The sequence below is a fragment of the Streptosporangium sp. NPDC049248 genome, assembly GCF_040678965.1.
GTDB lineage: Bacteria > Actinomycetota > Actinomycetes > Streptosporangiales > Streptosporangiaceae > Streptosporangium > Streptosporangium fukuiense.
This window is the reverse complement of record NZ_JBFAQY010000010.1, coordinates 228,249-253,624: the sequence shown is the minus strand read 5'-3', so window position 1 is coordinate 253,624 and position 25,376 is coordinate 228,249. Positions and strand designations below refer to the sequence as shown.

The 25,376-nt window shown below is 70.0% G+C and carries 26 protein-coding genes; 13 read left to right on the top strand and 13 right to left on the bottom strand.

The features are described 5' to 3' along the window. Positions 1-89: 89 nt before the first annotated feature. Entirely contained in the window at positions 90-407 is a 318-nt protein-coding gene (locus AB0K21_RS20810) for an STAS domain-containing protein (RefSeq protein WP_343975614.1), read from the top strand. 114 nt (positions 408-521) lie between these two features. Here AB0K21_RS20810 and AB0K21_RS20805 read toward each other — a convergent pair whose 3' ends face one another. The 4 genes from AB0K21_RS20805 to AB0K21_RS20790 all read right to left on the bottom strand — a co-directional run bounded on the left by AB0K21_RS20805 (position 522) and on the right by AB0K21_RS20790 (position 4,936). Beyond that, a complete protein-coding gene (locus AB0K21_RS20805) occupies positions 522-1,103 on the bottom strand; it encodes a TetR/AcrR family transcriptional regulator (RefSeq protein ID WP_343975611.1) in 582 nt (193 codons plus the stop codon). A 151-nt stretch (positions 1,104-1,254) separates the two neighbouring features. Continuing rightward, positions 1,255-2,736: an aldehyde dehydrogenase family protein gene (locus AB0K21_RS20800; RefSeq protein WP_343976000.1), complete on the bottom strand. Its 1,482-nt coding sequence runs from the start codon at positions 2,734-2,736 to the stop codon at positions 1,255-1,257. Between the two features lie 302 nt (positions 2,737-3,038). After that, positions 3,039-3,650 carry a transposase gene (locus tag AB0K21_RS20795; protein WP_343975608.1) on the bottom strand — a complete coding sequence of 204 codons (612 nt, stop codon included), beginning with the start codon at positions 3,648-3,650 and terminating at the stop codon, positions 3,039-3,041. A gap of 764 nt (positions 3,651-4,414) precedes the next feature. Then, a complete protein-coding gene (locus tag AB0K21_RS20790; RefSeq protein ID WP_343975605.1) occupies positions 4,415-4,936 on the bottom strand; it encodes a hypothetical protein in 522 nt (173 codons plus the stop codon). A gap of 212 nt (positions 4,937-5,148) precedes the next feature. On the opposite strand from AB0K21_RS20790, the gene AB0K21_RS20785 reads away from it, so the two are divergent. Together AB0K21_RS20785 and AB0K21_RS20780 are read left to right on the top strand one after the other, a co-directional pair. Next, positions 5,149-5,772 carry a TetR/AcrR family transcriptional regulator gene (locus AB0K21_RS20785; RefSeq protein ID WP_343975602.1) on the top strand — a complete coding sequence of 208 codons (624 nt, stop codon included), beginning with the start codon at positions 5,149-5,151 and terminating at the stop codon, positions 5,770-5,772. Positions 5,773-5,782: 10 nt separating this feature from the next. After that, positions 5,783-6,004: a hypothetical protein gene (locus tag AB0K21_RS20780; RefSeq protein ID WP_343975599.1), complete on the top strand. Its 222-nt coding sequence runs from the start codon at positions 5,783-5,785 to the stop codon at positions 6,002-6,004. On the opposite strand, the gene nucS is transcribed toward AB0K21_RS20780, so the two are convergent. From nucS to AB0K21_RS20755, 5 genes are all read right to left on the bottom strand, one after another. Next, a complete protein-coding gene (nucS, locus tag AB0K21_RS20775) occupies positions 6,001-6,660 on the bottom strand; it encodes an endonuclease NucS (protein WP_343975596.1) in 660 nt (219 codons plus the stop codon). The genes AB0K21_RS20780 and nucS overlap by 4 nt on opposite strands. 178 nt (positions 6,661-6,838) lie before the next feature. Then, the gene (locus tag AB0K21_RS20770; protein ID WP_343975593.1) at positions 6,839-7,993 is read right to left on the bottom strand and encodes an ABC transporter permease; all 1,155 of its coding nucleotides are present in this window, start codon (positions 7,991-7,993) and stop codon (positions 6,839-6,841) included. Continuing rightward, positions 7,990-8,868, bottom strand: coding sequence for an ATP-binding cassette domain-containing protein (locus AB0K21_RS20765; RefSeq protein ID WP_343975590.1), 879 nt, complete (start codon positions 8,866-8,868; stop codon positions 7,990-7,992). The genes AB0K21_RS20770 and AB0K21_RS20765 overlap by 4 nt, the downstream gene beginning before the upstream one ends. Continuing rightward, on the bottom strand, positions 8,865-9,188 hold the full coding sequence (locus AB0K21_RS20760; RefSeq protein WP_343975587.1) for a transcriptional regulator: 324 nt from the start codon (positions 9,186-9,188) through the stop codon (positions 8,865-8,867). Before AB0K21_RS20760 ends, AB0K21_RS20765 begins: the two co-directional genes overlap by 4 nt. Then, entirely contained in the window at positions 9,185-9,643 is a 459-nt protein-coding gene (locus AB0K21_RS20755; protein WP_364151963.1) for a hypothetical protein, read from the bottom strand. Before AB0K21_RS20755 ends, AB0K21_RS20760 begins: the two co-directional genes overlap by 4 nt. A 169-nt stretch (positions 9,644-9,812) precedes the next feature. Here AB0K21_RS20755 and AB0K21_RS20750 point away from each other — a divergent pair, with 169 nt between their 5' ends. The 4 genes from AB0K21_RS20750 to AB0K21_RS20735 all read left to right on the top strand — a co-directional run bounded on the left by AB0K21_RS20750 (position 9,813) and on the right by AB0K21_RS20735 (position 13,285). Continuing rightward, positions 9,813-11,279 (top strand): 3-hydroxyacyl-CoA dehydrogenase NAD-binding domain-containing protein, encoded by a 1,467-nt coding sequence (locus tag AB0K21_RS20750; RefSeq protein ID WP_343975581.1) that lies wholly within the window; start codon positions 9,813-9,815, stop codon positions 11,277-11,279. Next, a complete protein-coding gene (locus AB0K21_RS20745; RefSeq protein ID WP_343975577.1) occupies positions 11,276-11,596 on the top strand; it encodes an ATP/GTP-binding protein in 321 nt (106 codons plus the stop codon). The genes AB0K21_RS20750 and AB0K21_RS20745 overlap by 4 nt, the downstream gene beginning before the upstream one ends. A gap of 34 nt (positions 11,597-11,630) precedes the next feature. Further along, positions 11,631-12,344, top strand: coding sequence for an alpha/beta hydrolase (locus tag AB0K21_RS20740; RefSeq protein ID WP_343975574.1), 714 nt, complete (start codon positions 11,631-11,633; stop codon positions 12,342-12,344). A gap of 149 nt (positions 12,345-12,493) precedes the next feature. Then, positions 12,494-13,285, top strand: a complete 792-nt coding sequence (locus tag AB0K21_RS20735; RefSeq protein ID WP_343975570.1) for an alpha/beta fold hydrolase — start codon at positions 12,494-12,496, stop codon at positions 13,283-13,285. Positions 13,286-13,447: 162 nt separating this feature from the next. Here the strand turns inward: AB0K21_RS20735 and AB0K21_RS20730 are convergent, their stop codons facing one another. Together AB0K21_RS20730 and mce are read right to left on the bottom strand one after the other, a co-directional pair. Then, positions 13,448-14,728: a DivIVA domain-containing protein gene (locus AB0K21_RS20730; protein ID WP_343975567.1), complete on the bottom strand. Its 1,281-nt coding sequence runs from the start codon at positions 14,726-14,728 to the stop codon at positions 13,448-13,450. A 156-nt stretch (positions 14,729-14,884) separates the two neighbouring features. Further along, the gene (mce, locus tag AB0K21_RS20725) at positions 14,885-15,346 is read right to left on the bottom strand and encodes a methylmalonyl-CoA epimerase (protein WP_364151959.1); all 462 of its coding nucleotides are present in this window, start codon (positions 15,344-15,346) and stop codon (positions 14,885-14,887) included. Positions 15,347-15,431: 85 nt separating this feature from the next. On the opposite strand from mce, the gene AB0K21_RS20720 reads away from it, so the two are divergent. Together AB0K21_RS20720 and meaB are read left to right on the top strand one after the other, a co-directional pair. Continuing rightward, complete coding sequence (locus tag AB0K21_RS20720) at positions 15,432-16,619, top strand: acetyl-CoA C-acetyltransferase (protein WP_343975561.1); 1,188 nt, start codon at positions 15,432-15,434, stop codon at positions 16,617-16,619. Beyond that, positions 16,616-17,569: a methylmalonyl Co-A mutase-associated GTPase MeaB gene (meaB, locus tag AB0K21_RS20715; RefSeq protein WP_343975559.1), complete on the top strand. Its 954-nt coding sequence runs from the start codon at positions 16,616-16,618 to the stop codon at positions 17,567-17,569. Before AB0K21_RS20720 ends, meaB begins: the two co-directional genes overlap by 4 nt. A gap of 141 nt (positions 17,570-17,710) precedes the next feature. Here the strand turns inward: meaB and AB0K21_RS20710 are convergent, their stop codons facing one another. Together AB0K21_RS20710 and AB0K21_RS20705 are read right to left on the bottom strand one after the other, a co-directional pair. Further along, positions 17,711-18,388 carry a DUF4230 domain-containing protein gene (locus AB0K21_RS20710; RefSeq protein ID WP_343975556.1) on the bottom strand — a complete coding sequence of 226 codons (678 nt, stop codon included), beginning with the start codon at positions 18,386-18,388 and terminating at the stop codon, positions 17,711-17,713. Positions 18,389-18,443: 55 nt separating this feature from the next. Further along, entirely contained in the window at positions 18,444-19,817 is a 1,374-nt protein-coding gene (locus tag AB0K21_RS20705; protein ID WP_364151954.1) for a hypothetical protein, read from the bottom strand. A gap of 342 nt (positions 19,818-20,159) precedes the next feature. On the opposite strand from AB0K21_RS20705, the gene AB0K21_RS20700 reads away from it, so the two are divergent. The 4 genes from AB0K21_RS20700 to AB0K21_RS20685 all read left to right on the top strand — a co-directional run bounded on the left by AB0K21_RS20700 (position 20,160) and on the right by AB0K21_RS20685 (position 25,307). Then, positions 20,160-20,714 (top strand): MarR family transcriptional regulator, encoded by a 555-nt coding sequence (locus tag AB0K21_RS20700; protein WP_343975550.1) that lies wholly within the window; start codon positions 20,160-20,162, stop codon positions 20,712-20,714. Positions 20,715-21,044: 330 nt separating this feature from the next. Beyond that, complete coding sequence (locus AB0K21_RS20695) at positions 21,045-22,712, top strand: methylmalonyl-CoA mutase family protein (RefSeq protein WP_343975547.1); 1,668 nt, start codon at positions 21,045-21,047, stop codon at positions 22,710-22,712. Between the two features lie 46 nt (positions 22,713-22,758). Further along, positions 22,759-23,694: a tetratricopeptide repeat protein gene (locus tag AB0K21_RS20690; RefSeq protein ID WP_364151950.1), complete on the top strand. Its 936-nt coding sequence runs from the start codon at positions 22,759-22,761 to the stop codon at positions 23,692-23,694. A 200-nt stretch (positions 23,695-23,894) separates the two neighbouring features. After that, a complete protein-coding gene (locus AB0K21_RS20685; RefSeq protein ID WP_343975541.1) occupies positions 23,895-25,307 on the top strand; it encodes an NAD-dependent malic enzyme in 1,413 nt (470 codons plus the stop codon). Positions 25,308-25,376 lie beyond the last annotated feature (69 nt).

The following is a 25,376-nucleotide window of genomic DNA, read 5'->3' as shown; positions in this document are numbered from 1 at the left end:
TGGATGCGGTGCGTGATCGACTGGCTGCGGTGACGCACCGCCGTTGTGCCTGGCCACATCTCCTTCGTGGTCAGGCGTGAGGGGGAGGCATGCGCGTCTCTGGTAACTCACGGGCCCAGGTGGTCGGCATCGGGGCCCGTCTCGACGTGGGAACCGTCACCGGAGTGCGCCCGCGGCTGCACGAGGCGGTCGACTCCGGGCGCGGCGACCTGGTCGTGGATCTTTCCGGGCTGGAAATGATCGACGCCACCGGGCTGGGAGTGCTGGTGGGCACGCATCGCCGCGCTGTGGGCGCGGAACGCCGCCTCATTCTCAGGGGGGTGCCACCGAGGATCATGCGGGTGCTGGCGGTGACCCGGCTCAACCGGGTCCTCACCGTCGAGGACCCCATGGCCGCGGTGGCCTGATCCGGTCGCCCGTCGGAGTCCGGGACACCGGCGGCACCGGAACATATCGGAGGACGGGCCGGCTGAGGCCCGTCCTCGTCTCCGCCTCGTCGAGGCCGTACCAAGGTGACCCGGTCAGCCGGTGAAAGACCGGTAGAAAATGTGAACGGCAGTGCTGATCATGCTCTCGGTCGAGGGTGGGTCGTCGGCCAGCACCCACTCGATGAGCAGCTCCTGGATCGCTCCGATCATGCCCAGCGCGAGCAGGTGCCGGTTGGCCTTGACCGCCTCCGGCAGATCTGCGACGTTCATTTCGATCATGGCGGTGAAGGCCGTGACGGCCAGCTGCCGTGAGCTGACCAGACAGTCACCGGCTCTGCGCACCTCCAGATGCATGATCCTGGCCCGGCGCCTGTCTTCGGTGACGAAATTGATGTATCCCGAGATTCCCGCCTCGACCCGGGTGGCCAGGGTGTCGGGGGCCTGTTCTATGGACTTCGCCACCGATTGCAGCGTCTCGTGCACGCATCGGTCGTGCACGGCCCGCATCAGCTCGTTACGCCCGGAGAAGCATTCGTAGAAGGCGCGGTTGGAGATGCGTGCCGCGGCGCACAACCTCTCGATCGTGGTTTCGGGGAATCCTGGATCGGAGTAGAGGTTGTACGCCGCGGAGATCAGACGTTCCCGACGTTCCGCCAGCCGCTCCTCCGCTGACATTCCCCGATAAGACCGTCCGTTCATGTCAAGCCCCTGAACGTCGGCATAGGGTTGACAAATAATCGCTTTATCACTTCCACCTCATGGCTCTGGCCCCCAGAATCAACCATTATGGGTGCAAGATCCTTTTTGTGGAAGGGGCGCTGTGGTATTACCTGCGTCGTCCATGCAAGAAGGTGACAAGCCTGACCAGTCGGTCAAGTTCCTTCTGGCCACGGGTGAACGAGGTGAGGTTCATCCCGGGCAGCGCGAAGCGCTGGCGGGAGACGGCCTTGGGGCGGGCGAACTCCCGCAGCCCGTCCGCGCCGTGAATACGGCCGAATCCGGAGTCTCCGACCCCGCCGAACGGCAGCGCGGGGATCGACGCGAAGGAGATGATCGAATTGATCGCGGTCATCCCGCCGCGCATCCGGCGAGCGAGTTCCAGAGCCCGCCGGGTGTTTCCCGAGAAGACGGTCCCGGCCAGGCCGTACGCGGTGGCATTGGTCTTCTCCAGTGCCTCCTCCACATCGGCGACCCGCTTCACCGTCACCGTCGGGCCGAACGTCTCCTCGCGGACCGCGGAGGAGTCCTCGGGCACGTCCTCGACGATCACCGGGTCGACGAAGGGCGCCCGGACCGAGTCGGTCCCGCCCAGCACGGCCCTGCCGCCCGCGACCGCGTCGTCGATGTGCCGCCGGATGATGTCCAGCTGGGCGGGCATGGTGATCGGGCCGTAGTCGCGTCCGGCCCTCACCTGCCCGGCCCGATCGGTGAGTTCCTTCATGAAGGCGTCGTAGACCGCGTCCACCACATAGATCCGCTCCACCCCGACGCAGGTCTGGCCCGCGTTGGACAGCGCGCCCCACAACGCCGCGTCCGCGGCGGCGGGCAGGTCGGCGTCGGCGTCCACGATCAGCGCGTCCTTGCCGCCGCACTCGGCGACCAGCGGCGTCAGGTTCGTCGCGCACGCGGCCATCACCCGCTTGGCGGTGGCGGTCGACCCGGTGAAGGCGATCTTCGCCACCCCGGGATCCCCCGCCAGGGCCGCGCCGGTCTCGCCCAGCCCGGTGATGGTCTGGAAGACCTGGCGCTCCGGTACCGCCTCGGTGAACAGCGTGGCCAGTAGCACGCCCACGCCCGGGGTCAGCTCGCTGGGCTTGAACACCACCGCGTTCCCCGCGGCCAGCGCGTAGGCGATCGACCCCATCGGGGTGAAGACCGGGTAGTTCCACGGCCCGATCACCCCGACCACCCCCAGCGGCAGGTACTCCAGGGTGGCCGCGAGGTTGGCACCGACCAGTCCGGGGGAGACCCGTCGCATCCCGAGCACCTTGTGCGCGTTCCTGGCGGCCCAGTCGAGGTGGGTGATGGCCAGGACGACCTCCAGGGTGGCGTCGGCCTCGGGCTTGCCCGTCTCCTCATGGACGAGGCGGGCGATCCTGGTCAGATCACGGGTGAGGACCGCCTTGTAGTCGAGCAGCCGGCGCCTGCGCTCGGCCCGGTCCAGCCCGGCCCACCACGCCGCGGCGATCCCGGCCTCCGCCACCGCGGCGCGCACCGCCGCGGCGTCCTGGATCGGGTGGGTGCCGACGACGGCACCGGTGGCTGGGTCGAGAGAGTCGAAGGTGCGCTGTCCGGTCGCCGTGGTCAAGGTCGTCTCCTCTGTGCCGTGACGGATGCCCTGGAAGGCGAAACGCCGCTCGGGGAGGTCGGCGCCCGCCGGAAAGGCGAGATGCGCGGCGCCCGCCGCCCCGGCAGCGGGCGGTACGGGCACGTTCCGCTCACGATAGACCGTAAGTCGTTGCACAGTAAACCATTACTTACAAGCTGAGCTGTCCACCTGCCGGGGCATCTGCCGCCCGGTTCCGCCGGTCATCGACGTTCTTCCGCTGTTGTCGGATCTTTGAACTCCTCCCCGGCCTGAAGGCCGTGGATTCTTCCTGTCGCGTCGGGCTAGGCGGCGCGCGGGGGTTGACGCTTCACAGACCGGGCATTCCCGAAGTCTCCACGTCCTGACACCGGCGTTCCGACGGCGTTGTTGATATTGATCGCGGCGTTGGTGTCGGCATGGCCGACCCAACCGCACGCGGGATTGGTACAGGCGTACCGTGTCCCGTCCCGGGCCGCCGCATCACGGTGGCCGCACCGGTGACAGGTCTGCGAGGTCCCCCGCGCGCAGACCTTCACCACCTGGCCGCCCCGCTCGCAGGTCTTGTACTCCAGCAGGGTGACCGTCCGGCCCCATGCTTCCCCGGCGATCGAGCGGTTCAGCCCGGCCTTCTGCGCGACGTTCACGCCGGGGTCCTCGATCGTGCCCCTGGCCGAGCGGACCATGTTCGTGATCTCCAGGTCTTCCACCACGATTACGCTGAAGGTGGCGGCGAGTTCGGTGGTGGTCTGGTGCTGCCAGTCGACGGCTCGGCGCTTGGCTGTCGCGCGAAGCCGGGCGATCCGGTCGTAGGTGCGGGCCAGCCGACGCGAGATCGGCTCACCGCGCCGGCGGGTGCGTCGTTGGCGGGCCGCTTTCTTCTCCAACCGGCGCAGGTGTTCCCTCTGCTGGTCCACTACTCGCCGAAGATCGTCCCCTCCAAGCTCGTCAACTCAACCAAAGGGCCTCTCGACGCGGATGCTCGGCAAGGAATACAGCGCTCACGTCCGCCGGTACCTGTGGGGCGGGCATTTGCGGTCCGGCTCCTCCTTCGCCGCAACCGCGAGCGACGCACCGCTCACGGCCCCAAGGAGTACATCGAACAGCAGCAACGACCCGTGTGAGCCGGCCTGCTCGCGGGCACGGAAGGCCAGGGCACGCTCGCGCCCTGGCGGGCACTCCCGCGTGGGCTTTCACCCCCGGCGTGAACGCCGGAGCACTGGCCCACAGCTCGGTAGAAGAGGTACCGTACGGACCTGCTCGCCTGCTGGCAGATCTTGGCGTTCTCCCGGGCGGCGGAGGCGGTTGCCGGATGAAAGTGAGTCCGGTCAACGTGACCATGGCCACAAGTGCGATGGCGGCCTTTTTTCAGGCGCTTCTCTTCTGCTGATACGGCACGGCGGGGACGGACTGCCTGTTCTGGGTGCCGGAAATCGCGTCTCTGGATGAGGACTGGGCGCAATATCGTTTGAGGGCAGGCTGAAATGAGGCCGAAGGTGGGATTTCCGGTAGCGGGCCGGATCTTGCCTGTCAGCGCACGGTGGTTTGCCGTCCGCGCAAACCCCGAAAACACCACACTCGCGAGCTCGTTGACATCGCGCATGGCTCACAGTGACGCAGAGGGATGTTCCGTCACCGCCGAATCTGCGACAGAGCCGAAAACCGTACAGTCCCGAACCGCTCAGGGGTAGCTCACATAGAGGACCTTCCACCCGCCGCTCTCCACGCAGTGCAGCGATGGCCTGGTGCCTTCCGGGCGCTTGCCGTCGGTGCACGCCTTGACTTCGAGCTGGTGGACATTCGGGTAGGAGAACTCGAAGGTCATCGCGGTCTTGCCCTTGCAGTTCCGGTAGTACTTCATGGTGGGCAGCAGGCTTCCGTCGGCGGTGCGATAGGTGATGCGGAAGAGCCCGAAGGCGCAGCGGAAGTCGCCCGTGGTGTGGTTGGTCACATTGCCTTTCACGTGGGCGGTGCCGACCGGCTGGAAGAGGTCGGGGTGGATGCCGGTTATCTCGTAGGTGCCCTTCGTCGAGGCCTCGAACTTGTCCGTGGCGGGGTCGTAGTCGTACCTGAGGAACGAGCCGGATTCCGGCCAGTCGGCCGCCGCGGCCGGACGCTGCACGTCCGCGTGGGCGGTGACAGGCGCGGGTGCGGTGATAGCCGTGGCCATGACGAGCCCGGCAAGGAGGGGGGTGCCGATCACGGTAGGTCCTCTTTCTGCGGCTTGGGGATGCGTCGGTGGCCGGCCCCGGCGGTGCTGCCGGAGCCCTGGAGCCGGGTGGCCGAGGGCGCGCCGGTACCACTCCAGGCTCTTGTGCACGCTCGAGACGGGCGGCTTGACGTGGTGTAACCCGCCCAGGACGGCCGTGAACCATCTCATCTTGTAGTGCCACTTTAAAGTGTTACTCTAAATCGATGGAGGACGTCAAGAGCCCCAAGCGGCGCTCGGCACAGACCAGAAGCCGTATCGTGAACGCCGCGCAAGGGCTGTTTGTGGTGCGCGGCTATGCCGGGACGACCTTCCAGCAGATCGCCGACGCGGCAGAGGTATCGGTGCAGACGGTCTACTTCCACTACGGAACCAAGAGCCAGCTGCTCAAGCACGTGGTCGATGTCGCCTCTGTCGGAGACGACGAACCCGTGCCGCTGCTGAAACGGCCCTGGTTCGCCGCCTTGCAGGCGGCGCAGGACCCGATGGCGGTGGTGCGGGGATGGGTGCACCAGAGCGGCGTCATCCTCGACCGGGTCGCCCTCGTCCTCGCGGTGGTTCGCGACGCGGCGGCCGGCGACCCCGACATGGCCGCCCAATGGGCCGCCAACAGCGAGCAGCGGCACACCGCTCACGGGGAGGTCGTCGCCATCCTGGCCCGCCTGCAGGCCCTGCGGCCCGGCCTGACCGAGGGCCAAGCCACCGATATCACGGTCGGGCTGCTGTCGCCGGATCTGTTTCTGGTGATGACCCGCGAATGCGGGTGGAGCACGGCACGGTGGCAGGACTGGAGTGCCGACCAGCTGTGTCACGGGCTGCTGTCACCCTGACGGCCGGGGTGTGCGACGTGCCGCACCGGACTCGCTCAGCGCACCGGGCGGCCTGACCGCTGTCCTGGCGCTGCGCCGCCTGGAGCCAACGGTGACGGTCGCGACCGGCCTTTCGCCACTCGGCGCCGTCGGTGTGGCGATGCTCGAAGAAGACGTCATCGACGACCCGCGCGACGTGAGGCCCTCCGCCGCCACCTGCGTGCGGGCATGGCCCGCCCGTAAGCCCTGTTAGAACAGCGTGTCGTTGCGCTCGATGCCGCGTAGTTCGTCGTAGTCGAGGGTGACGCAGCGGATTCCGCGATCCTCGGCCAGCGTCTTGGCCTGCGGGGCGATGCTCTGGGCGGCCAGGATGCCGGTCACGGGGGTGAGCAGGGGGTCGCGGTTCATCAACTCCAGGTAGCGGGTGAGCTGCTCCACGGCGTCGATGCCAGCGCGGCGCTTGAGCTCCACGGCCACGGAGGCGCCCGTGTGGTCGCGGCAGAGGATGTCCACCGGGCCAATGGCCGTCATGTACTCGCGGCGGACGAGCGTCCAGCCCGCACCCAGGGTGGTGATGTGCTCGGCGAGCAACTCCTGCAGGTGGGCCTCGACACCGTCCTTGATGAGCCCGGGGTCCACGCCCAGCTCGTGACTGGTGTCGTGGATGATCTCCTCCATGGTGAGGACGAGCTTCTCACCGGTCTTGCCGTGGGTCACCGTCCAGGTGCCCTCCTCCTCGCGGAGCTTGCACGGCGGGTTCATCCAGTTCAGCGGCTTGAAGGCCCGATCGTCCGCGTGAATGGAGACGCTGCTGTCGGCCTTGATGAGGATGAGCCGAGGCGCCATCGGAAGATGGGCGGTGAGCTTCCCGACGTAATCCACGCTGCACCGCGCGATGACCAGACGCATGACCGAACCCTATCGGCCCGGCGGAGCCCGGATCCCCGCGATCCGTCAGGCCGGGCGGGCGGGGCGGTGTGCGGGCTCGGCGTTCGAACCGGCACGCCGTCGACCCGCGGGTCCGCGCCGGTCCCGTCCGTACGGGCGGCCCACGTGCCGGGGCACCCGTACGGACGGGGTACGGACCTCAGCGGACCGCCTCGGAGAGTTTGACGCGGGCACCGGTGCGCAGGACGGCGCGCTGGTAGATGCGCGCGCCGAGCAGGAGCGTGCCCACCGTCGCCAGGAGCATCAGGACCGCGCCCGTCGCGATCTCCCAGGCGAGCACCTCGCCCCCGGCCATCCGGACCGGCATGACCATCGAGGAGAACGGCGGCACCAGCGACAGGATCCTGGCCACCGCGCTGCTGGGCTGGACCGCCGAGAAGTAGGCCACCAGGTAGGTGATCGTCATGAGCATCGTCATCGGTGTCAGGACACTGTTCGCGTCCTCCTGCCTGGACACCAGCGACCCGAGCGCCGCCGCCAGCGCGGCGAAGAACGCGTAACCGAGGATGAACCAGAACAGGGTGCTGATCACGATGCCCGTCATGCCCGGGGGCAGGTCGGCGGTGAGGCCGGTCGCCACCGCCGCGCCGAGACCGGCCACGATGATCACGACGAGGTTGGCCAGCGCGAGCGCGCCCAGCCCCACGATCTTGCCGCCGAGTAGCTGCCAGGGGCGGAGCGAGCTCAGCAGGATCTCCACGATCCGGCTGCCCTTCTCCTCGATCACGCCCATGGCGACGTACATGGAGGAGTAGATGAGCAGGAAGAACAGGACCATGACCAGCAGGGAGGCGAGGCCCGTCCGGATGCCCGCGTAGCGGGTGTCGGCGCCGACCGAGACCTGTTCCAGGGGGGTGACCCGCATCGCCTGGGCCACCTTGGCCGCGTCCAGCCCCGCCTCGGCCAGCCGGCTCTGGGTCTGGACGGTCTGGTGCGCGTTCTCCAGCAGCAGGCCCAGCTCGCGGTCGACCTCGCCGTCGGCGAGCACCCTGCGGCCGTCCACCACCGCGGCGTCCACGTCGCCGGTGTCGACCGCGTCGCTCGCGGCGGTCTCGTCGGGGAACTCCCTGACGGTGACCGTCACGTCCTTGGCCGTGTCGGTCAGGGCCGGCCGCAGCGCCTGCGACTGCGGTCCGACGAGCGCCACGGTGTAGGTGTCGGGCCCGGAGAAGAGCTTGGGCAGGAACGCGAGCGCGCCGACCAGCACCGCGCTCACCACCAGCCCGATGACGAACGCCTTCGTACGGCCGCGCGTGACGATCTCCCGCCGCGCGACCAGCCACAAACCGTTCATGCGACGGCCTCCCTGAAGATCTCGGTGAGCGTGGGGCGCTGCCAGCCGAAGTGCTCGACACTTCCGGCCCTGACCGCGAGGTGCAGGATCTCCTGGCCGTCGTCCTCCACGCCCGTGACGAGGACCTCGTCGCCCTTCTCGACGACCTCTCCCGGCAGGGAGGCGGCCCAGCCGGGGGCGGCGCCCCTGACGACCACCCTGAGGGTGCCGCGCCCCTCCCGGTCGCGCAGCTCCTCGACCGCGCCGGTGGCCGTCATACGACCGGCGGAGATGATGCCGACCGAGTGGCAGAGCCGCTCGACGAGGTCCAGCTGGTGGCTGGAGAAGAGCACGGGCACGCCCGCTTCGCACCGTGCGGCGAGCACCTCGGCCAGCGCGTCGACGGCGAGTGGGTCGAGTCCGGAGAAGGGCTCGTCCAGCACGAGCACCTCGGGGGTGTGCACCAGCGCCACCGCGAGCTGCACGCGCTGCTGGTTGCCCAGGGAGAGCGCGTCCACCGTGTCGTTCGCGCGTTCGGTGAGCGAGAGCTGTTCGAGCAGGTCGCCGGTGGCCTTCCGCGCCCCGCCTGCGGTCAGGCCGCTGAGCCTGCCGAAGTACTCGACCTGTTCGGCGACCCGCATCTTCTGGTAGAGGCCACGCTCTTCGGGCATGTAACCGAACCGGCGCCGGTCTTCGAACGTCAGGGGCCGGCCGTCGCGGAGCACCGAGCCCGAGTCGGCGGTCAGCACGCCCATCAGGATGCGCATCGTGGTGGTCTTGCCCGCGCCGTTGGCTCCGACGAAGCCGAACATCTCGCCCGGTCTCACGGAGAACGTCACCCCGTCCAGGGCGGTCTTGTCGCCGTATCGTTTGTGCAGGTCGTTTATCTCGATCATGGGGGAGGTCCCTCGGTAAGGCGTCTCAGCACGGAGACGTAGTCATGGAACGCCCGGCGGCCCTCGTCGGTGAGGGCCAGCCAGGTGCGCGGGCGTTTACCCACGAAGGCCTTCTCCACGCGCACGTAGCCGGCCTCCTCCAGGGTGATGACATGCTTGGAGAGCAGGGAGTCGCTGACCTCGATGGTGTCGCGGAGGAAGCGGAACTCGGCCCTGTCGGTGGCCGCCAGCGCGGCCATGATCGACAGTCGGACGGGCGCGTGGATGACGTCGTCAAGGTCGTGCCGGGGGTGCGAGCCCGTACCGCTCCTGCCGCTCACCGCTCCGCCCGCAGCACGCGCCACGCCGCGTAGAGGGGCGGGACGCTCGCGCAGGCCGCCAACGTGACCAGCGTCGCGATCCAGCCGCCGCCCGGGTCGTCGGGGCGGAAGAAGACCCCGAACACGAACAGGGCCAGGACGGCGGCGAGGTAGGTGACCGTCACCGGCCCGGTGAATCTGTTGGCCCAGGTGACCTCGCGGTCCTCGATTCCCATCCGGCCGAGGTGCCGGGCGAACATGACGGTCAGCGTCACCCACGCCACCCCGGCCAGGGCCTGGGACCAGGCGGGGCCGAGATACATGATCGGCCAGTACGCGATCGTGGCCAGGCCGAGGGCCGCGTAGAGCAGGCCCGCGACGCGTGCCGGTCGCCGGGTGCGCCGGTCGACCTCGTCGATCCGCCGCAGGGCTTCTTCCGGTGTCAGGTCCTCTCCCACGACTCCTCCAGACTTCATGTACTCGAATACTAATTACTACTCAACTCCCATTCAAGTACTTTCTTTCGGCTCCCGGGATGTCCGACCGGCTTTTGGGTAGCCGATCCCTCTCTGGGAGACTGTTGCGGTTCAAGGAGCGGGCGGTTTGTCGCGCGGAGCGGGATCCGCGAACAGGGTGGGGAGAACGATGGCGGGCAGTTTCGAGACGGTCGGCGTGGTCGGCCTTGGCACGATGGGCGCCGGGATCGCCGAGTGCTTCGCCCGTGCCGGCATCGCCGTGATCGGCGTGGAGGCCGGCCCGGAGGCGTTGACCCGAGGCCGGGGCCATCTGGAGGACTCCACGGGCCGCGCGGTCGCCAAGGGCAGGCTGAGCGAGGCCGAGAGGTCGGAGATCCTCGGCCGGGTGACCCTCACCGTCTCGCTGGAGGATCTCGCGGACGCCGACCTGGTGATCGAGGCCGTACCGGAGGTCATGGACTTCAAACGGGCGCTCTTCACCGACCTGGATCGGATCTGCAAGCCGTCCGCGGTGCTCGCCACCAACACCTCCTCGCTCTCGGTCACCGAGATCGCGGCCACCACCGGCCGCCCCGGCCGGGTGATCGGCATGCACTTCTTCAACCCGGCCCCGGTCATGAGGCTGGTCGAGGTGATCCACACGCTGATCACCGACGACGGCCTGGCCGGCGAGGTCGCCGATCTCGCGCGCCGGCTCGGCAAGACCCCGGTGACCGTCGGCGACCGCGCCGGGTTCGTGGTCAACCGGCTGCTCCTGCCCTACCTCAACCACGCCGCGGTCCTGCTGGAGAACGGCGTGGCCACCCGCGACGGCATCGACACCGCGATGCGGCTCGGCGCCGGGCTGCCGATGGGACCCTTCGCCCTGCTCGACCTGATCGGCCTGGACACCTCGTACGAGGTGCTGAGCGTGCTGTTCAGGGAGAGCCACGACCGCCGTCACGCCGCCGCGCCGATCCTGCGCGAGCGGGTCGCGGCCGGCCTGCTCGGCCGCAAGTCGGGTGGCGGCTTCCACCGGGCTTCCGAACCCGTGGCACCGACGGCGGACGAGCCCTCGGCCTGCCTGGTCGCGGTGCTGGGCGAAGGAGGCGACGCCTTCGCCGCCAGGCTCTCCGCCGCCGGCCTCAAGTCGGTGCCGGTGGAGGACGCGGAGGTGGTCGTCGCGCTGTCCAGCGTTCCCGTCGTCGAACTGGCCCCCGGGCTCCCGCACCCCGAACGCCTGGTCGGCCTGCACCTGGTGGGCGACCAGGTCGCCGAGGTCGCCTCCACCGCGCTCACCGGACCCGAGGTCGCGCGCGCCGCGGAGGGGCTGGTCCGGCTCGTCGGCCTGGTCCCGGTGCCGTGCCGGGACAGGGCCGAGTTCGTGGTCGACGCGCTCCTGTACCCGTACCTCAACGACGCCGTCCGGATGTACGACTCCGGCTACGCGACCCGCGACGACATCGACACCGCGATGCGGCTCGGCTGCGGCTACCAGACGGGACCGTTCGAGAAGCTCGACGAGCTGGGCCTGGAGACCGTCCGTGACGGCCTGCGCGCCCTGTACGCGGAGTACCGTGAACCGTTCCTCGCCCCCGCACCACTGCTGGAACAGCTTGTCGCGGCGGGGGTCCGGAGCTTCCGAGACCTGCCGTGAGCCCCCGCAGGGCCCGTCGGGCCGATCCGTTCGACCGCGGCGGCAACCGGGGGGCGGCCCGTCCTCTCGGCGGCTCCGTGCCCGGTGTCGACCGGACGGAGGAGTGGCCCGACGGTGACTGGCAGGTGCGGCGGGTCACCGGCGGCGCGGCGGACAAGGTCTACCGCTGCCCGGGCTGCGACCAGGAGATCAGGCCGGGCCTGCCGCACCTGGTCAGCTGGCCCGCCTGGCAGGGTGGCGAGGAGGAACGCAGGCACTGGCACACCGCGTGCTGGCGCAACCGGGTCAGGCGCGGTCCTGGCAGAAGCAGATACTGACCGGCGTGGATCGCCGGTCGCGATGAGGAGAGACATGGAGATCCGGGCCTCTACGGTGTTGCCCGCGCGCAGGGAGCCGATCGAGCTGCACACCGGTGACGGGCTGACGCTCGTCGGTGAGCTGGCCCTTCCCGCGGAGCGGCCTCCGGTGGCCACACTGGTCTGCCTGCACCCGCTGCCCACCCACGGCGGCATGATGGACAGCCACGTCTACAAGAAGGCGGCCAACCGGCTGCCCGCCCTCGCCGACCTGGCGGTGCTGCGGTTCAACACGCGCGGCACCACCTCCGAGCGGGGAACGTCCCAGGGGGCCTTCGGCAAGGGCGAGGACGAGCGCCTGGACGTCGTCGCGGCCCTGGAGTACGCCGAATTCCACGACCTGCCCCGGGTCTGGCTGCTCGGCTGGTCCTTCGGTACCGAGCTGGCGCTCAAGTGGGGCCGTGACCCGCTGGTGGAGGGGGCGATCCTGCTCTCCCCGCCGCTGCACCGGGCAGGAGACGCCGACCTCGACGGGTGGGCGGAGTTCGGGCGGCCGCTGATCGCGCTGGTTCCGGAGTTCGACGACTATCTCCGCCCCGAGCAGGCCCGCGAGCGCTTCGCCAGGGTGCCCCAGGCCGAGGTCGTCGGGGTGGACGACGCCAAGCACCTGTGGGTCGGCGAGCCGTACGTGCGGATCGTCCTCAACGAGATCGTCCTGCGGGTCAATCCGGTCGCCCATCCTCTCCCCACCGAGGTCGCCGGCTCGTAGCTGCCCTGCCCGGTTCGGGCCCGTCCCGGACCCCTCGTCGCCGTATCGCCTGCCGGGTCCCATTCGTTGACCGCGGAGTTACCACAACGTCATAAACGGTTGTGGAACCGGGGGTGCCAGATGGGGGCTCCGGGAATACGGTGGACGGCGTGCGGTTGTACACGCGATCGGCTGGAGAGGGGCTTCCGGTCGTCCTCCTTCACGCGTTCCCCCTGTCATCGGCCATGTGGCTGGCCCAGCGTGAGGGCCTGGCCGAGGTCTGCAAGGTCATCACCCCCGATCTGCGCGGCTTCGGCGGCTCGGTGCTGGGCGGGGACGACCCCTCCCTCGACGTGATGGCCGACGACGTCGTGCGCCTGCTGGACAGCGAGGGCGTCGACCGCGCGGTCGTCGGCGGCCTGTCCATGGGCGGCTACGTGACGATGGCCCTGTGCCGCCGCCACCCCGACCGGCTGCTGGGAGTGATCCTCGCCGACACGAAGGCGGGCGCCGACCCGGAGGCCGCGAGATCCAACCGCGAGCGGATCGCCGCCGCGGTGCTCCAGGAGGGCGCCTCCGTCCTGCTGAAGGAGTTGCTGCCGGGGCTGGTCGGGCAGACCACGGTGCGGAGCAGGGCGATGGTGTTCGGCCGGGTGCGCGGGCTGGTCCAGTCGGCTCCGCCGACGGCCGCGGCCTGGGCGCAACGGGCCATGGCCGGCCGTCCCGACTCCTTTGACACGCTGCGGGCGATCAAGACGCCGGTCCTGGTGATCGTGGGCGAGGAGGACGAGATCACCCCGCCCGCGGAAGCGGACGCGATGGTCGAGGCGGTGCCCGACGGGCGGCTGACCGTCATCGAGAAGGCCGGCCATCTCAGCGCGATCGAGCAGCCCGAGGCGTTCAACCGGGCGGTGGCGGAATTCGTCGCCGAGCTCGCCGGGGGATCAGCACCTCGCGGATGAGCAGGGCGATCGCCGCGGCCACCGGAACGGCGGGCAGCGCACCTGACGGTGACCGCTCCCGATGGTAGGTAAGCGGGACCGGTAGACGAGAGAGCCTGGTGACCGTGCGGGTCACCAGGCTCTCTCGTCAGCCGTCGTCAACGCCCCGGAGTCAGCGGCCGCCTATTCCTGCCACCACTCCGCGTCGTCGTCCTTCTCCGCCCTGGCGGGAGTCGGAACCGGCTTCTCGGCACCGTTGGTGGCGGCGGGGATGGCCGGCTTCGGCGGGGCCGCGGCGATCGCGGGCTCCGGGTCGGCGGCCGGGAGCGGCGCGCCACCGAGCAGCTGGCGCAGCTGCGCGAGGTGGCTGGTGATGCTGTCGCGCTGGCGGGTCAGTTCGTCGACCTGGCGCTGGGCGACGGAGCGGCTCCGCTCGGACTCCGCCTTGGCCTCGGAGACGATGGACTCGGCGCTCGACTTGGCCTCGGACACGACCTGGTCGGCGTTCTTGCGAGCGTTGGCCAGCAGCTGCTTGGCGTGCGTGTCGGCCTCGCGGCGGGTCTGCTCGGCCTGCTGGGTGGCCTTGGTGGCGCGCTGCTCGGCGGTGGCCGCACGCTGCTCGGCCTCGGCGACCAGCTTCTGGGTGGCGGCCTGCGCGGTGGCGTGGCGCTCGGCCTCCTGGCGCTCGGCCTCCTCGCGCCGGGCGGCGAGCTGGATCTCGAACTCCGCCTCGTCCTGGGCTCGCTTGGCCTCGGACTCCTCGAGCACCCGCTGGGCCTGGGCGCGCATCTCGTCGGCCTGGCGCTTGGCGGTGGTGAGGACCTCGTCACGCTCGCGCTTGGTCGAGGCGCGCAGCTGGGCCACCTCGCGCTCGGTGGTGGTGCGCAGCTTGGCGATCTCGCGCTCGGCGTCGGCGCGCTTCTCGGCCACCTCGTGGTCGGCGGTGGCCCGCAGCTTGGAGACCTCGCGCTCGGTGGTGGCGGTCAGCTCGTCGGCCTCGCGGCGGGCGGTCGAGCGGATCTCCTCGGCCTCGCGCTCCGCGGTGGTGCGCATCTCGTCGACCTCGCGGGTGGCGAGGGCACGCTTCTCCGCGGCCTCGTTCTCCGCGGCGGCGCGCAGGTCGGCGGCCTCGACCTTGGAGGCCGCCTTGATCTCGTTCGCCTCGGACCTGGCCGCCTGGACCAGCTCGGTCGCCTGTTCCTCCGCCAGGCGGAGCAGTTGCTCGATCCGGGCGCCGAGGCCGGAGTAGGTCGGACGCTCCTGCTCCTGAAGTTGGCGCTGGGAGTCGGACAGGTCCCGCTGCAGGTTCTGCACCTGCTCCCGGGATTGCCGGAGCTCGCCGTCGAGTTGCTTCAGGTGGTCGTGGACCTGGTGCCGGTCATAGCCCCGGAGCACCACGTCGAATTCCCGAGCGGGGGCGTCTTCAAAGAAATTGTTGAGCTGGGCGTCGATGTCGGACTGCATGGAGGCTCGATCCTGGGTTGTCGAGACGGCTACACGGGCCGGACGGGGGTTTCGGGCATCCGAGCGGGAGCCGGGGCGGGACCCACGTCCGGTGGTACGCCAGCGTACTCCGCCGTTGCCGAGTTGGCGGTCTCGTCCGACTTTATGCGCGACTTGTTACGTATCGGCGTTTCTTGCATTCGACATGGTCTCGGCTTGCCTTTCCGGAGCCTGTACGAGTTCGGTAAGCATTCCCCCCACGTCTTTGGGGTGAAGAAAGGCGATGGACGAACCCATGGAGCCGTGGCGCGGCCGTTCGTCGAGCAGCCGGACGCCTCTGCCGCCGATCGTGTCCAGGGCCTGCACGACATCCGGAACGCCGAAGGCGACATGATGCACACCCTCCCCGCGCTTCGTGAGAAATTTACCGACCGGCGTGTCGGGGCTGAGCGGTTCGAGGAGCTGGATATAGGATCCACCGCCCTCGCCGTCGGCGATGTGCAGCATCGCCTCCTTCACCCCCTGCTCGGTGTTCACCTCGCGGGCCACCACCGTGAGCTCGAAGGTCCGCTCGAAAAAAGCGATCTTCTCCTCAAGGTCGTGGCAGGCGATCCCCACGTGGTCGATGCGCATGAACATAGAGCCATCCTCCTTCAAGGTCGCCGATGTGCCCATGGGTATGGTGGCAAAGTCGCTCCAAGCCCTGTCAGGGAGGCCCCCTGTTATGTCCGTTTCCGTCATCGTCTCCGGGGCTCGAACCCCCATCGGCCGACTGCTCGGCTCGCTGTCCGGCCTGTCGGCCGTCGAACTCGGCGGTATCGCGATCAAAGCCGCACTGGAGCGTTCCGGCGTCGCTCCAGAGGCAGTGCAGTACGTGATCATGGGGCAGGTGCTCCAGGCGGGTGCGGGTCAGATGCCCTCCCGCCAGGCCGCCGTCGCCGCGGGCATCCCGATGTCCGTGCCGTCCCTGACGATCAACAAGGTCTGCCTCTCCGGCCTGGACTCCATCGCCCTGGCCGACCAGCTCATCCGGGCCGGTGAGTTCGACATCGTGGTCGCGGGCGGCATGGAGTCCATGTCGAACGCCCCGCACCTGCTGCCAGGCCTGCGCAAAGGCGTGAAGTACGGCGCCGCCGGCATCATCGACTCGATGGCCTTCGACGGCCTCACCGACGTCTACGACCAGGTGGCGATGGGCGAGTCCACCGAGCGGCACAACGCGCGCTTCGGTGTGACCCGCCAGGAGCAGGACGAGTTCTCCGCCCGCTCCCACGCGCTCGCCGCCGCCGCGATCAAGAACGGGGCCTTCGACGACGAGATCGTGCCGGTGACGATCCCGCAGCGCAAGGGCGAGCCGACGGTCTTCTCCGCCGACGAGGGCGTACGCGGGGACACCACGGTCGAGGTCCTGTCGCGGCTGCGACCGGCGTTCGCCAAGGACGGCACGATCACCGCGGGGTCCGCCTCGCAGATCTCCGACGGCGCCTGCGCCGTCGTCGTGATGTCCAAGGCCAAGGCCGAGGAGCTCGGCCTTGACTGGCTGGCCGAGATCGGCGCCCACGGCAACGTCGCAGGGCCCGACAACTCGCTCCAGTCCCAGCCGGCCAACGCGATCAAGCACGCCCTCGGCAAGCAGGGGCTCGTCGCCGGTGACCTCGACCTGCTGGAGATCAACGAGGCCTTCGCCCAGGTGGTCCTCCAGTCGGTCAAGGAGCTCGACGTCCCCCTCGACAAGGTCAACGTCAACGGCGGCGGCATCGCGGTCGGCCACCCGATCGGCGCCTCCGGCGCCCGCATCGTCCTCGCCCTCGCCTACGAGCTCAAGCGCAGGGGCGGCGGCCTCGGCGCGGCCGGCCTCTGCGGTGGCGGCGGGCAGGGTGACGCTCTGATCATCCGCGTTCCCCAGGCATGACCTCGGAGGTCTCCGACCTGGTCGCGACGGCCAGGGAGGGCCGACCCCGGGCCGTGGCCCGGTTGATCTCCATGGTCGAGAACGGTTCCCCCGGACTCAGGGAGATCACCGCGCTGCTCTGCGCCGACCGGCCACACCGGGCCCGGATCATCGGCCTGACCGGCCCGCCCGGTGTCGGCAAGTCGACCTCCACAGGGATGCTGGTCCACGCGTTCCGCAGGCGTGGCATGAGGGTCGGCGTGCTCGCCGTCGACCCTTCCTCGCCGTTCACCGGCGGGGCGCTGCTGGGCGACCGGGTCCGGATGCAGGACCACGCCACCGATCCGGACGTGTTCATCAGGTCGATGGCGAGCAGGGGCCACCTGGGCGGGCTGGCGTGGGCCACGCCCCAGGCGCTGCGCGTCCTGGAGGCGGCCGGCTGCGAGGTCGTCCTCGTCGAGACCGTCGGTGTCGGCCAGGCGGAGGTCGACGTCGCCTCGCTGGCCGACACCACGGTCGTGCTGCTCGCCCCGGGGATGGGCGACGGCGTCCAGGTGGCCAAGGCGGGCATCCTGGAGGTCGCCGACGTGTTCGTGGTGAACAAGGCCGACCGAGAGGGCACCCAGGCCGCGATCCGCGAGCTCCGCAACATGATCGCCCTGGCCGACCGGCCCTGGAGACCGCCGGTCGTGCCGACCGTGGCCCTGCGGGGGGAGGGCGCCGAGGAGGTGGTCGCGGCCCTCGACGGCCACCTGGCCTATCTGGAGGGGTCGGGCGAGCTCGTCCGCCGCCGCCAGGCCAGGGCCCGGAACGAGATCGAGGCGATCGCCCTCACCACCCTGCGCTCCCGCTTCGCCGACCTGCACGGAGACCGGCGCCTCGACGTCCTCGCCGCCCGTGTCCTGGACGCGGAGCTCGACCCCTACACCGCGGCCGACGAGCTTCTGGCGGCGGCTGGGCGGCCGGGGTGATTCCCCGCACCGCGCTTCCCGGATCTCCGAGGTGTCCCGAGAGGGCGGCGCGCCGCCGAACCCGGTGAGCGTGGGCGGGCCCCGTACCGGCCGGAGCCGGCAGGCGTCCCGGCCGCCGAGGGCCGGGACGCGGGGGGGGCGTCAGGTCTCGTCGGCGAACTTGACGACGACCTTCTCGAAGCCGAGACCCTTCAGCATGCCCTCAAGCATGATCTTGGTGTTCTGGTCGGCGCGGTTGCGCAGGTCGCTGGCCAGAGCGGCTTCGGCGATCTTCTTCTCGGCCAGCACGTAGAGTTCCTGCTGGTCCGAGGGGGAGGAGGACAGGAAGTCCTCGACCCGGTCCAGCAGGCCGCGCTGCTGGGCGTAGACATAGGAGCGCTTGTTGTCGAGGTTCGGCTTCTCCAGCTGGGCGCGGGGCAGCCTGACCGTGACCTCGGTGCGGTCGGGGGAGACCGTCAGCCCGCCGCTGCCGATGCCGCCGAAGTCGACGTAGGCGTCGACCCCCCCGGCGCCGACGAAGAGCGTCCGGCTGCCCTTGACCGCGTCGGGCAGGAAGGCGGCGTCCTTCTCCAGGTCGACCACGACCTGGAAGTTTCCGGTGGCGGCCTCGAAACGGCTGAGGTTGTGAATGGACTCCAGCAGCACGGGCTGGCTGCGGTCGATCGCGGTCTCGCCGAACGGGTTCAGCCACGACCAGGTCAGGCGAGCACCCACGACGAGAAGAACCATGACGACGAGCAGCCCGGCGAGGAAACGCCAGCGGCGCCTGCGAGGCGCCGCCTGGGGGGGCTCGGGCGGAGCTTCTTGGGAGGCTTTCACGAAGCTCTTCTTCCCCTGGGACCGACCTTCTCACGCCGAGCCTATGCCGATCTTGTCAACCTCGTGGCGACGGCGGCGTGCCGCCTTCGGCGAAGGGGGCACGCCACGGGGCGCCCGGGACGCCCGTCCCGGGCGGCGGTGGCCCGCCGGGTGCCTGGTGGCCGGGGCCTGACCTGGGCTCAGGCCCGGTCGAGGTGCCTCCCGCGCCCTGCCCGAGCTGGCCGTACTGTCCTGTCTGGGCGGTCTGCCCGGACTGGCCGCCAAAGTGAGTGCTTTGTAACCGGCAGCCGGTGAAGTCCGTGTAGTAGAGCCGGAGCCAGTCGCGCCGCTGGACGTCCGTGAGCCCCGAGAACCACGCCGCCGCGTACCGGTGTTCCGCGAGCGGCCCGCCGGGAAGCGGCTCACCCCGCAGCCACGCGGCCACGATGTCGCGGTAGCCCGCCGCGGGAGTGGCGTCACACCGCGCGGCCAGACCGTCGACGAACTCGTCGGCCGCCTTCTCGGCGAACCCCGCGGCCAGATCGTCCACGTGGATCGCGATCACGCCCGCCGAGAGGGCGGAACCGTCACGCCTGGGGTGCTGCTCCACCCGGGAGAACTCCCCGGGCGTCCCGGCCAGCCGGGAGGCGATCTTGATGAACTCCGAGCCCAGTTCGGGCAGTCCGGCGCGCATCCCCGGGTGCACGCAGACCATGATCGGCCACTCCTGGCAGCTGTAGACGATCTGCTGGGCCGAGACCGGCTGCTCCTCGGTGAACAGGCGGGCCATGCCGGTCCCCGCCGCCAGCACCGCGATCAGCGCGGCGGCCAGCACCAGGGCCTGGCGTGTCACGACCGCGGCCCAGCCGAGCAGGAGCGCCGCGCTGACCCCCACCAGCCAGAGCGTCTGGTCGGTGAACGCCGCCGCGTTCAACCCCTGGAACGGGTCGTACGGCTCCCGCGTGGCGGGGGCCAGCCGGTCGGCCCAGGTCGGCCCGTGACACAGCCAGGTGAACAGGCTGTAGCAACCGAGTCCGGCCAGGACCGGCGTGATCGTCCATGGCAGCAGCCAGCCGACGACCCAGCCGATGACGACGTACAGCGCCAGCCCGGCCACGCCCATCACCAGGCCGCTGGGCAGCAGTCGCCCGGCCTGCTCGGTGATCATGGTCCTGACCGCCAGGACCATGACGGTGGCGGTGAACGCGCCACCCGTCACCACCAGGATCGCCAGCGGCGCCCGCACCGCCTGCCACGGGGTCAGCGATCGGCCACCCGTCCCGCGCCGCCTGCGCACCGCCACCCACGCGGCGAACGCGGCCGCCACCGGACCGGTCAGCCGGAGCGAGCCGATCACCGCGACGACGATGTTCTCCCACGCGCTGACACCGGGAACCAGGACGCTCCACGCCGCGACCACCCCGAGCACGAGCAGGATAGCGACCGCCATCAACCCGCTCTGCTGGAGTTCCTCGCGTGAAACGCCCCTGTGCTCACGCACCGGCGGGCGTGGTGAGAACCCACGCCGAGCCGGTGTAGCCGAAGTGCGTCCGGCGTTCGAACGCCGTCAAGTTGTCGTTCATCAAGCACCCCCCGTGCCGTGAATGTGCGGATGCCGGTCCCCTCGGCACCGGTCCGGCTCGCTTCCCCCGCAGGCCGGACTGAGTCAGCGCGGCCACTTGGCCACGGCCTCACCATTCGATGTGGGAACCATAACGGAGCGTGACGTTTGGCGTCCGGGTTCTTGGTGAAGCCATCAGGCCGGTGACTCTACGTATATGGGCGAATCGGGATGAGGCCGCGCTACCGTAGCCCTGTGGTTACCGGTCAGCTGAATCTCCCGTTTGACCCCATCGAACGTGCAGCGGAGACGTGGCGCGTTCACTTCGGGCCCTCCTCGGCCATGGCCGCCGTCACATCGATCATGAGAGCGCAGCAGATCCTGCTGTCGCAACTGGACACGCTGCTCAAACCGCATGACTTGACCTTCGCCAGGTACGAGGCCCTGGTGCTGCTGACCTTCAGCAGGACCGGGGCGCTGCCGCTCTCCAGGCTCGGTGAGCGGCTGATGGTCCATCCCACGAGCGTGACCAACACCGTGAGCCGTCTGGAAGGCGCCGGTCTGGTACGTCGCACGCCCAACCCCCGCGACGGCCGGGGGGTGCTCGCCGAGATCACCGACCGGGGGCGGGAGGTCGCCCGCGCGGCGACCGCCGACCTGATGGGGGCGGACTTCGCCATGCCCATGTACGGCGAGGACGAGCTGGACCAGATGTTCGACCTCCTCAGAACCCTCCGCGTCGCCGCCGGGGACTTTTTTGCCGGCGACGCTGACGCGTCGCGGTGAGGCCACGTGTCTGTGGCGACGCTAACGCGTCGCGGTGAGGCCGCTCTTATCCGGCTCCTTCCCTCGTCGGGTGGGGGCGTTCGTTCCTCACGACCCCACCCTCCTCAGTCCAGTCCCCGGCGCGGCCTCACGGGTGGTCCCTTGGGGCATGAGTCGAAGCACGTCCCTGTGGCTTTGGCGACGTCGGTGTGGCCTTGCGGGTGGTTTCCTAGAGGGAAACTGTGCGTTTCTGGGGCTGCCTGGGATTCTGGGCAAGGATTAGTAGGACGTCCTAGTATTTGTGTGAGGCCGCAAGCCGGGGGTAAGCCGCTGCCGTACAGGGGGTTGGCCATGGACGCTGAGCGGGTCGAGGCGGGGCGTGCGCGCTGGCAGGCGCGGTTCGACGGGGCTCGCAGGCGTGCGGCCGAGTTCCGCACCCTGTCCGGGCTCGACGTCGAGCCGGTCTACGGTCCGGACGGCGGTGATCCGCGGATGGAGCGCATCGGCTGGCCGGGGGAGTTCCCCTTCACCCGCGGTCTGCATCCCACCGGTTACCGGGGCAAGCCATGGACCATCCGGCAGTTCGCCGGGTTCGGCAACGCGCGGCAGACCAACGAGCGCTACAAGATGATCCTCGCCGCGGGCGGTGACGGGTTGAGCGTGGCCTTCGACATGCCGACGCTGATGGGCCGCGACTCCGACGACCCGCGATCGCTCGGCGAGGTGGGTCACTGCGGCGTGGCGATCGACTCCGTGCTGGACATGGACCTGCTCTTCGAGGGCATCCCGCTCGGCGACATCACCACCTCGATGACGATCAGTGGTCCGGCCGTCCCGATCTTCTGCATGTACGCCGTCGCCGCCGAGCGGCAGGGGGTGCCGGTCACCGGGCTCAACGGCACCCTGCAGACCGACATCTTCAAGGAGTACATGGCCCAGAAGGAGTGGCTGTTCGCCCCCGAGCCGCATCTGCGGCTGATCGGCGACCTGATGGAGTTCTGCGCGGCGGAGGTCCCCGCGTACAAGCCGCTCAGCGTCTCGGGCTACCACATCCGCGAGGCCGGGGCCACGGCCGCCCAGGAACTGGCCTTCACCCTGGCCGACGGGTTCGGCTATGTGGAGCTCGGCCTGTCGCGCGGCCTGGACGTCGACGTCTTCGCCCCCGGCCTGTCCTTCTTCTTCGACGCGCACATCGACTTCTTCGAGGAGATCGCCAAGTTCAGGGCCGCCCGGCGGATCTGGGCGCGGTGGCTGCGCGACGTCTACGGGGCCGGCACCGAGAAGGCCCAGTGGCTGCGCTTCCACACCCAGACGGCGGGCGTGTCACTGACCGCGCAGCAGCCGTACAACAACGTGGTGCGTACCGCGGTCGAGGCGCTGGCGGCGGTGCTCGGCGGCACCAACTCGCTGCACACCAACGCGCTGGACGAGGTCCTCGCGCTGCCCTCCACGAGGGCGGCGGAGATCGCGCTCCGCACCCAGCAGGTGCTCATGGAGGAGACCGAGGTCGTCAACGTCGCCGACCCGCTCGGCGGATCCTGGTATGTGGAGGCGTTGACCGACCGGCTGGAGGCCGAGGCCGAGGCGATCTTCACGAGGATCCGGGAGATGGGCGTCGACGGCACGATGACCTCGGGCATCCTGCGCGGCATCGAGGACGGCTGGTTCGTGTCCGAGATCGCCGAGGCCGCCTTCGACTACCAGCGCAAGCTGGAGAAGGGCGAGAAGAGGATCGTCGGGGTGAACTGCCACACGGCGTCCGTCGACGAGCCGCTGGAGACCCTCCGGGTGGGTCACGAGGTCGAGCGCGAGCAGAACCGCGTCCTCGCCGCGCGCCGCGCCGCCCGTGACCAGGCGGCCGTGGACGACGCGCTGGCCGCGATGAGGCGGGTGGCCGGGGGGAAGGGCAACATGATCCCCGCCATGCTCGACGCGGCCAGGGCCGAGGCCACGCTGGGTGAGATCTGCGACGTGTTGCGCGGTGAGTGGGGCGTCCACACCGAACCGGCGCGTTTCTAGCGAGGCCGCGTCGGGGCACCGGCCGGGATACGGCAGGATTGGAACCATGAGCCCAGCGGACTTCACTCGACCCGGATCGCTCTACGGCGCCGTCGATCTCGGCGCTCGCAAGCAGGCACTGGAGGCACAGGCGCGGCGGGAGAGCGCCGCGCAGGAAAGCGGCGGTGTTCCGGCACCGGTCGTCGACGTCGACGACGCCAACTTCGCGACCGAGGTCGTAGAACGCTCCATGAACGGCCTCGTGCTGCTGGAGCTCACCGTCACCCGCGCCGAGCAGGCCAAACAGTACAGCCTGCTGCTGGAGAAACTGGCCGCCGAGAACGCCGGCCGGTGGATCCTGGCCAGGGTCGACGTTGAGATCAACCAGCAGATCGCGCAGGCGCTCCGGGTGCAGAACGTGCCCGCCCTGTACGCCATCTTCCAGGGACAGCCGGTGGCCGTGGTTCCGGGCATCGCCACCGAGCCGCAGCTCCGTGACTGGCTGTCGCAGCTCATGGAGGCGCTGGCGCAGTATCTCCCGCCCCCCACCGAGGAGGACCAGGGCAAGCAGGAGCAGCCGCAGGAGCCCTCGGTCGACCCGGACGTGCTCGCCGCCGAGCAGGCCGTCGACGCCGGCGACCTCGACGGCGCGGTGGCCGCCTACGAGCGGCTGCTGGCCCGTTCGCCGAACAACCAGGACGCGAAGCTGGGCCTGGCCGGGCTCGGCCTGATCCGCAGGACGCAGGACGTCGACCCGGCCGACCTGCAGAGCAGGCTGGCCGACCCCGCCGACATCGAGGCCCAGCTTCTGGCGGCCGACTTCGAGATGCTCTCCGGCGAGGTGGACAGGGCCTTCGACCGGCTCGTCGACGTGGTGCGCCGCACCTCGGGGGCCGAGCGGGACAGGGCCAGGGTGCACCTGCTCGGCCTGTTCGACACGCTCCCCGGAGACGACCCGTCCATCGCCAGGGCACGCAGGAACCTGGCCAGCGCCCTGTTCTGAGCATCCCGCCTCCGAGCACCCCGGCCCGGCGGCCCGCCCTCCGGGCCGTCCTCGGTGACAAGCGTCACATGGGCCGGGGCGAGGTGTTCCGTGACCGCATCTACACGTGCGGGTCCGCCACCTCCGGTGCGTACACGCCCCTGGTGATGGCACGATGGAGGCATCCCAACTTAAGTTAGTCGCAAAGGAGCGGATCGGCTGTGGCCACCGTGCCGAGTGTGTCGTACTCCATCACCGTGCGCCTGGAGGTGCCCGCCGGCGGCAAGGCCGTCAGCCAGCTCACCCACGCGGTAGAGTCCGCCGGAGGTGTGGTCACCGCGCTCGACGTGACCACGGCCGGGCATGAGACGCTGCGCATCGACGTCACCTGCGCCGCGCGTGACACCGATCACGCGCAGGCGATCGTCGACAAGCTGGAGGGCGTCGAGGGCGTCGTCATCCACAAGGTCTCAGACCGGACCTTCCTCATGCACCTCGGTGGAAAGATCGAGATGCGGTCGAAGGTGCCGCTGCGCAACCGTGACGAGCTCTCCATGGCGTACACGCCCGGCGTGGCCCGGGTCTCGATGGCCATCGCCCGCAATCCCGAGGACGCCCGCCGCCTGACCATCAAGCGCAACACCGTGGCCGTCGTCACCGACGGCTCGGCGGTGCTCGGCCTGGGCAACATCGGCCCGGCCGCCGGACTCCCCGTCATGGAGGGCAAGGCCGCGCTGTTCAAGCGGTTCGCCGACATCGACGCCTGGCCGATCTGCCTGGACACCCAGGACGTCGACGAGATCGTGCGGACCGTGCAGATCATCGCTCCCGGTTTCGGCGGCATCAACCTGGAGGACATCTCGGCGCCGCGCTGCTTCGAGGTGGAGCGGCGGCTGCGCGAGCTGCTGGACATCCCGGTCTTCCACGACGACCAGCACGGCACCGCGATCTGCGTGCTGGCCGCGCTCACCAACGCGCTGCGCGTGGTCGGCAAGGACCTGGGCGAGGTCCGCATCACCCTCGCGGGCGCGGGCGCGGCCGGTACGGCGGTGCTGCGACTGCTGCTCGCGGCGGGCGCCCGCAACGTGGTCGTCTGCGACTACCTGGGCGCGGTGCACCGCGGGCGCCAGGACCTGGACGACTCGCTGCGGTGGATCGCCGACCACACCAACGCCGACGGCTACGCGGGCGACCTGCGCGGCGCGGTCAAGGGCGCCGACGTGTTCATCGGCGTGTCCGCGCCCGGCATCCTCAACGGCGACGACATCGCCACGATGGCCAAGGACGCCGTGGTCTTCGCGCTCGCCAACCCCGAGCCCGAGGTCTCGCCCGACATCGCCCGCGAGCACGCCGCCGTGGTCGCCACCGGCCGCTCCGACTATCCGAACCAGATCAACAACGTGCTGGCCTTCCCCGGCGTCTTCCGCGGCCTGCTCGACGCGCAGGCCACCGTGGTCAGCCAGGAGATGCTGCTGGCCGCGGCCAAGGCGCTGGCCGACGTGGTGACCACCGAGGAGCTCGGTCCCAACTACATCGTCCCCAGCGTGTTCCACCCGGACGTGTCGGGCGCCGTCGCGGCGGCCGTGCGCGAGTCGGCCGGCGGCCGCGCGCGTACGGGCATGACGGAGGCCTGAGGCCCCGTCGGGCCGCCCGCCAGGCCGTCGGCGCCGTTCCGTTCCGCGGTCTTCGCTGCATGGAGTTCC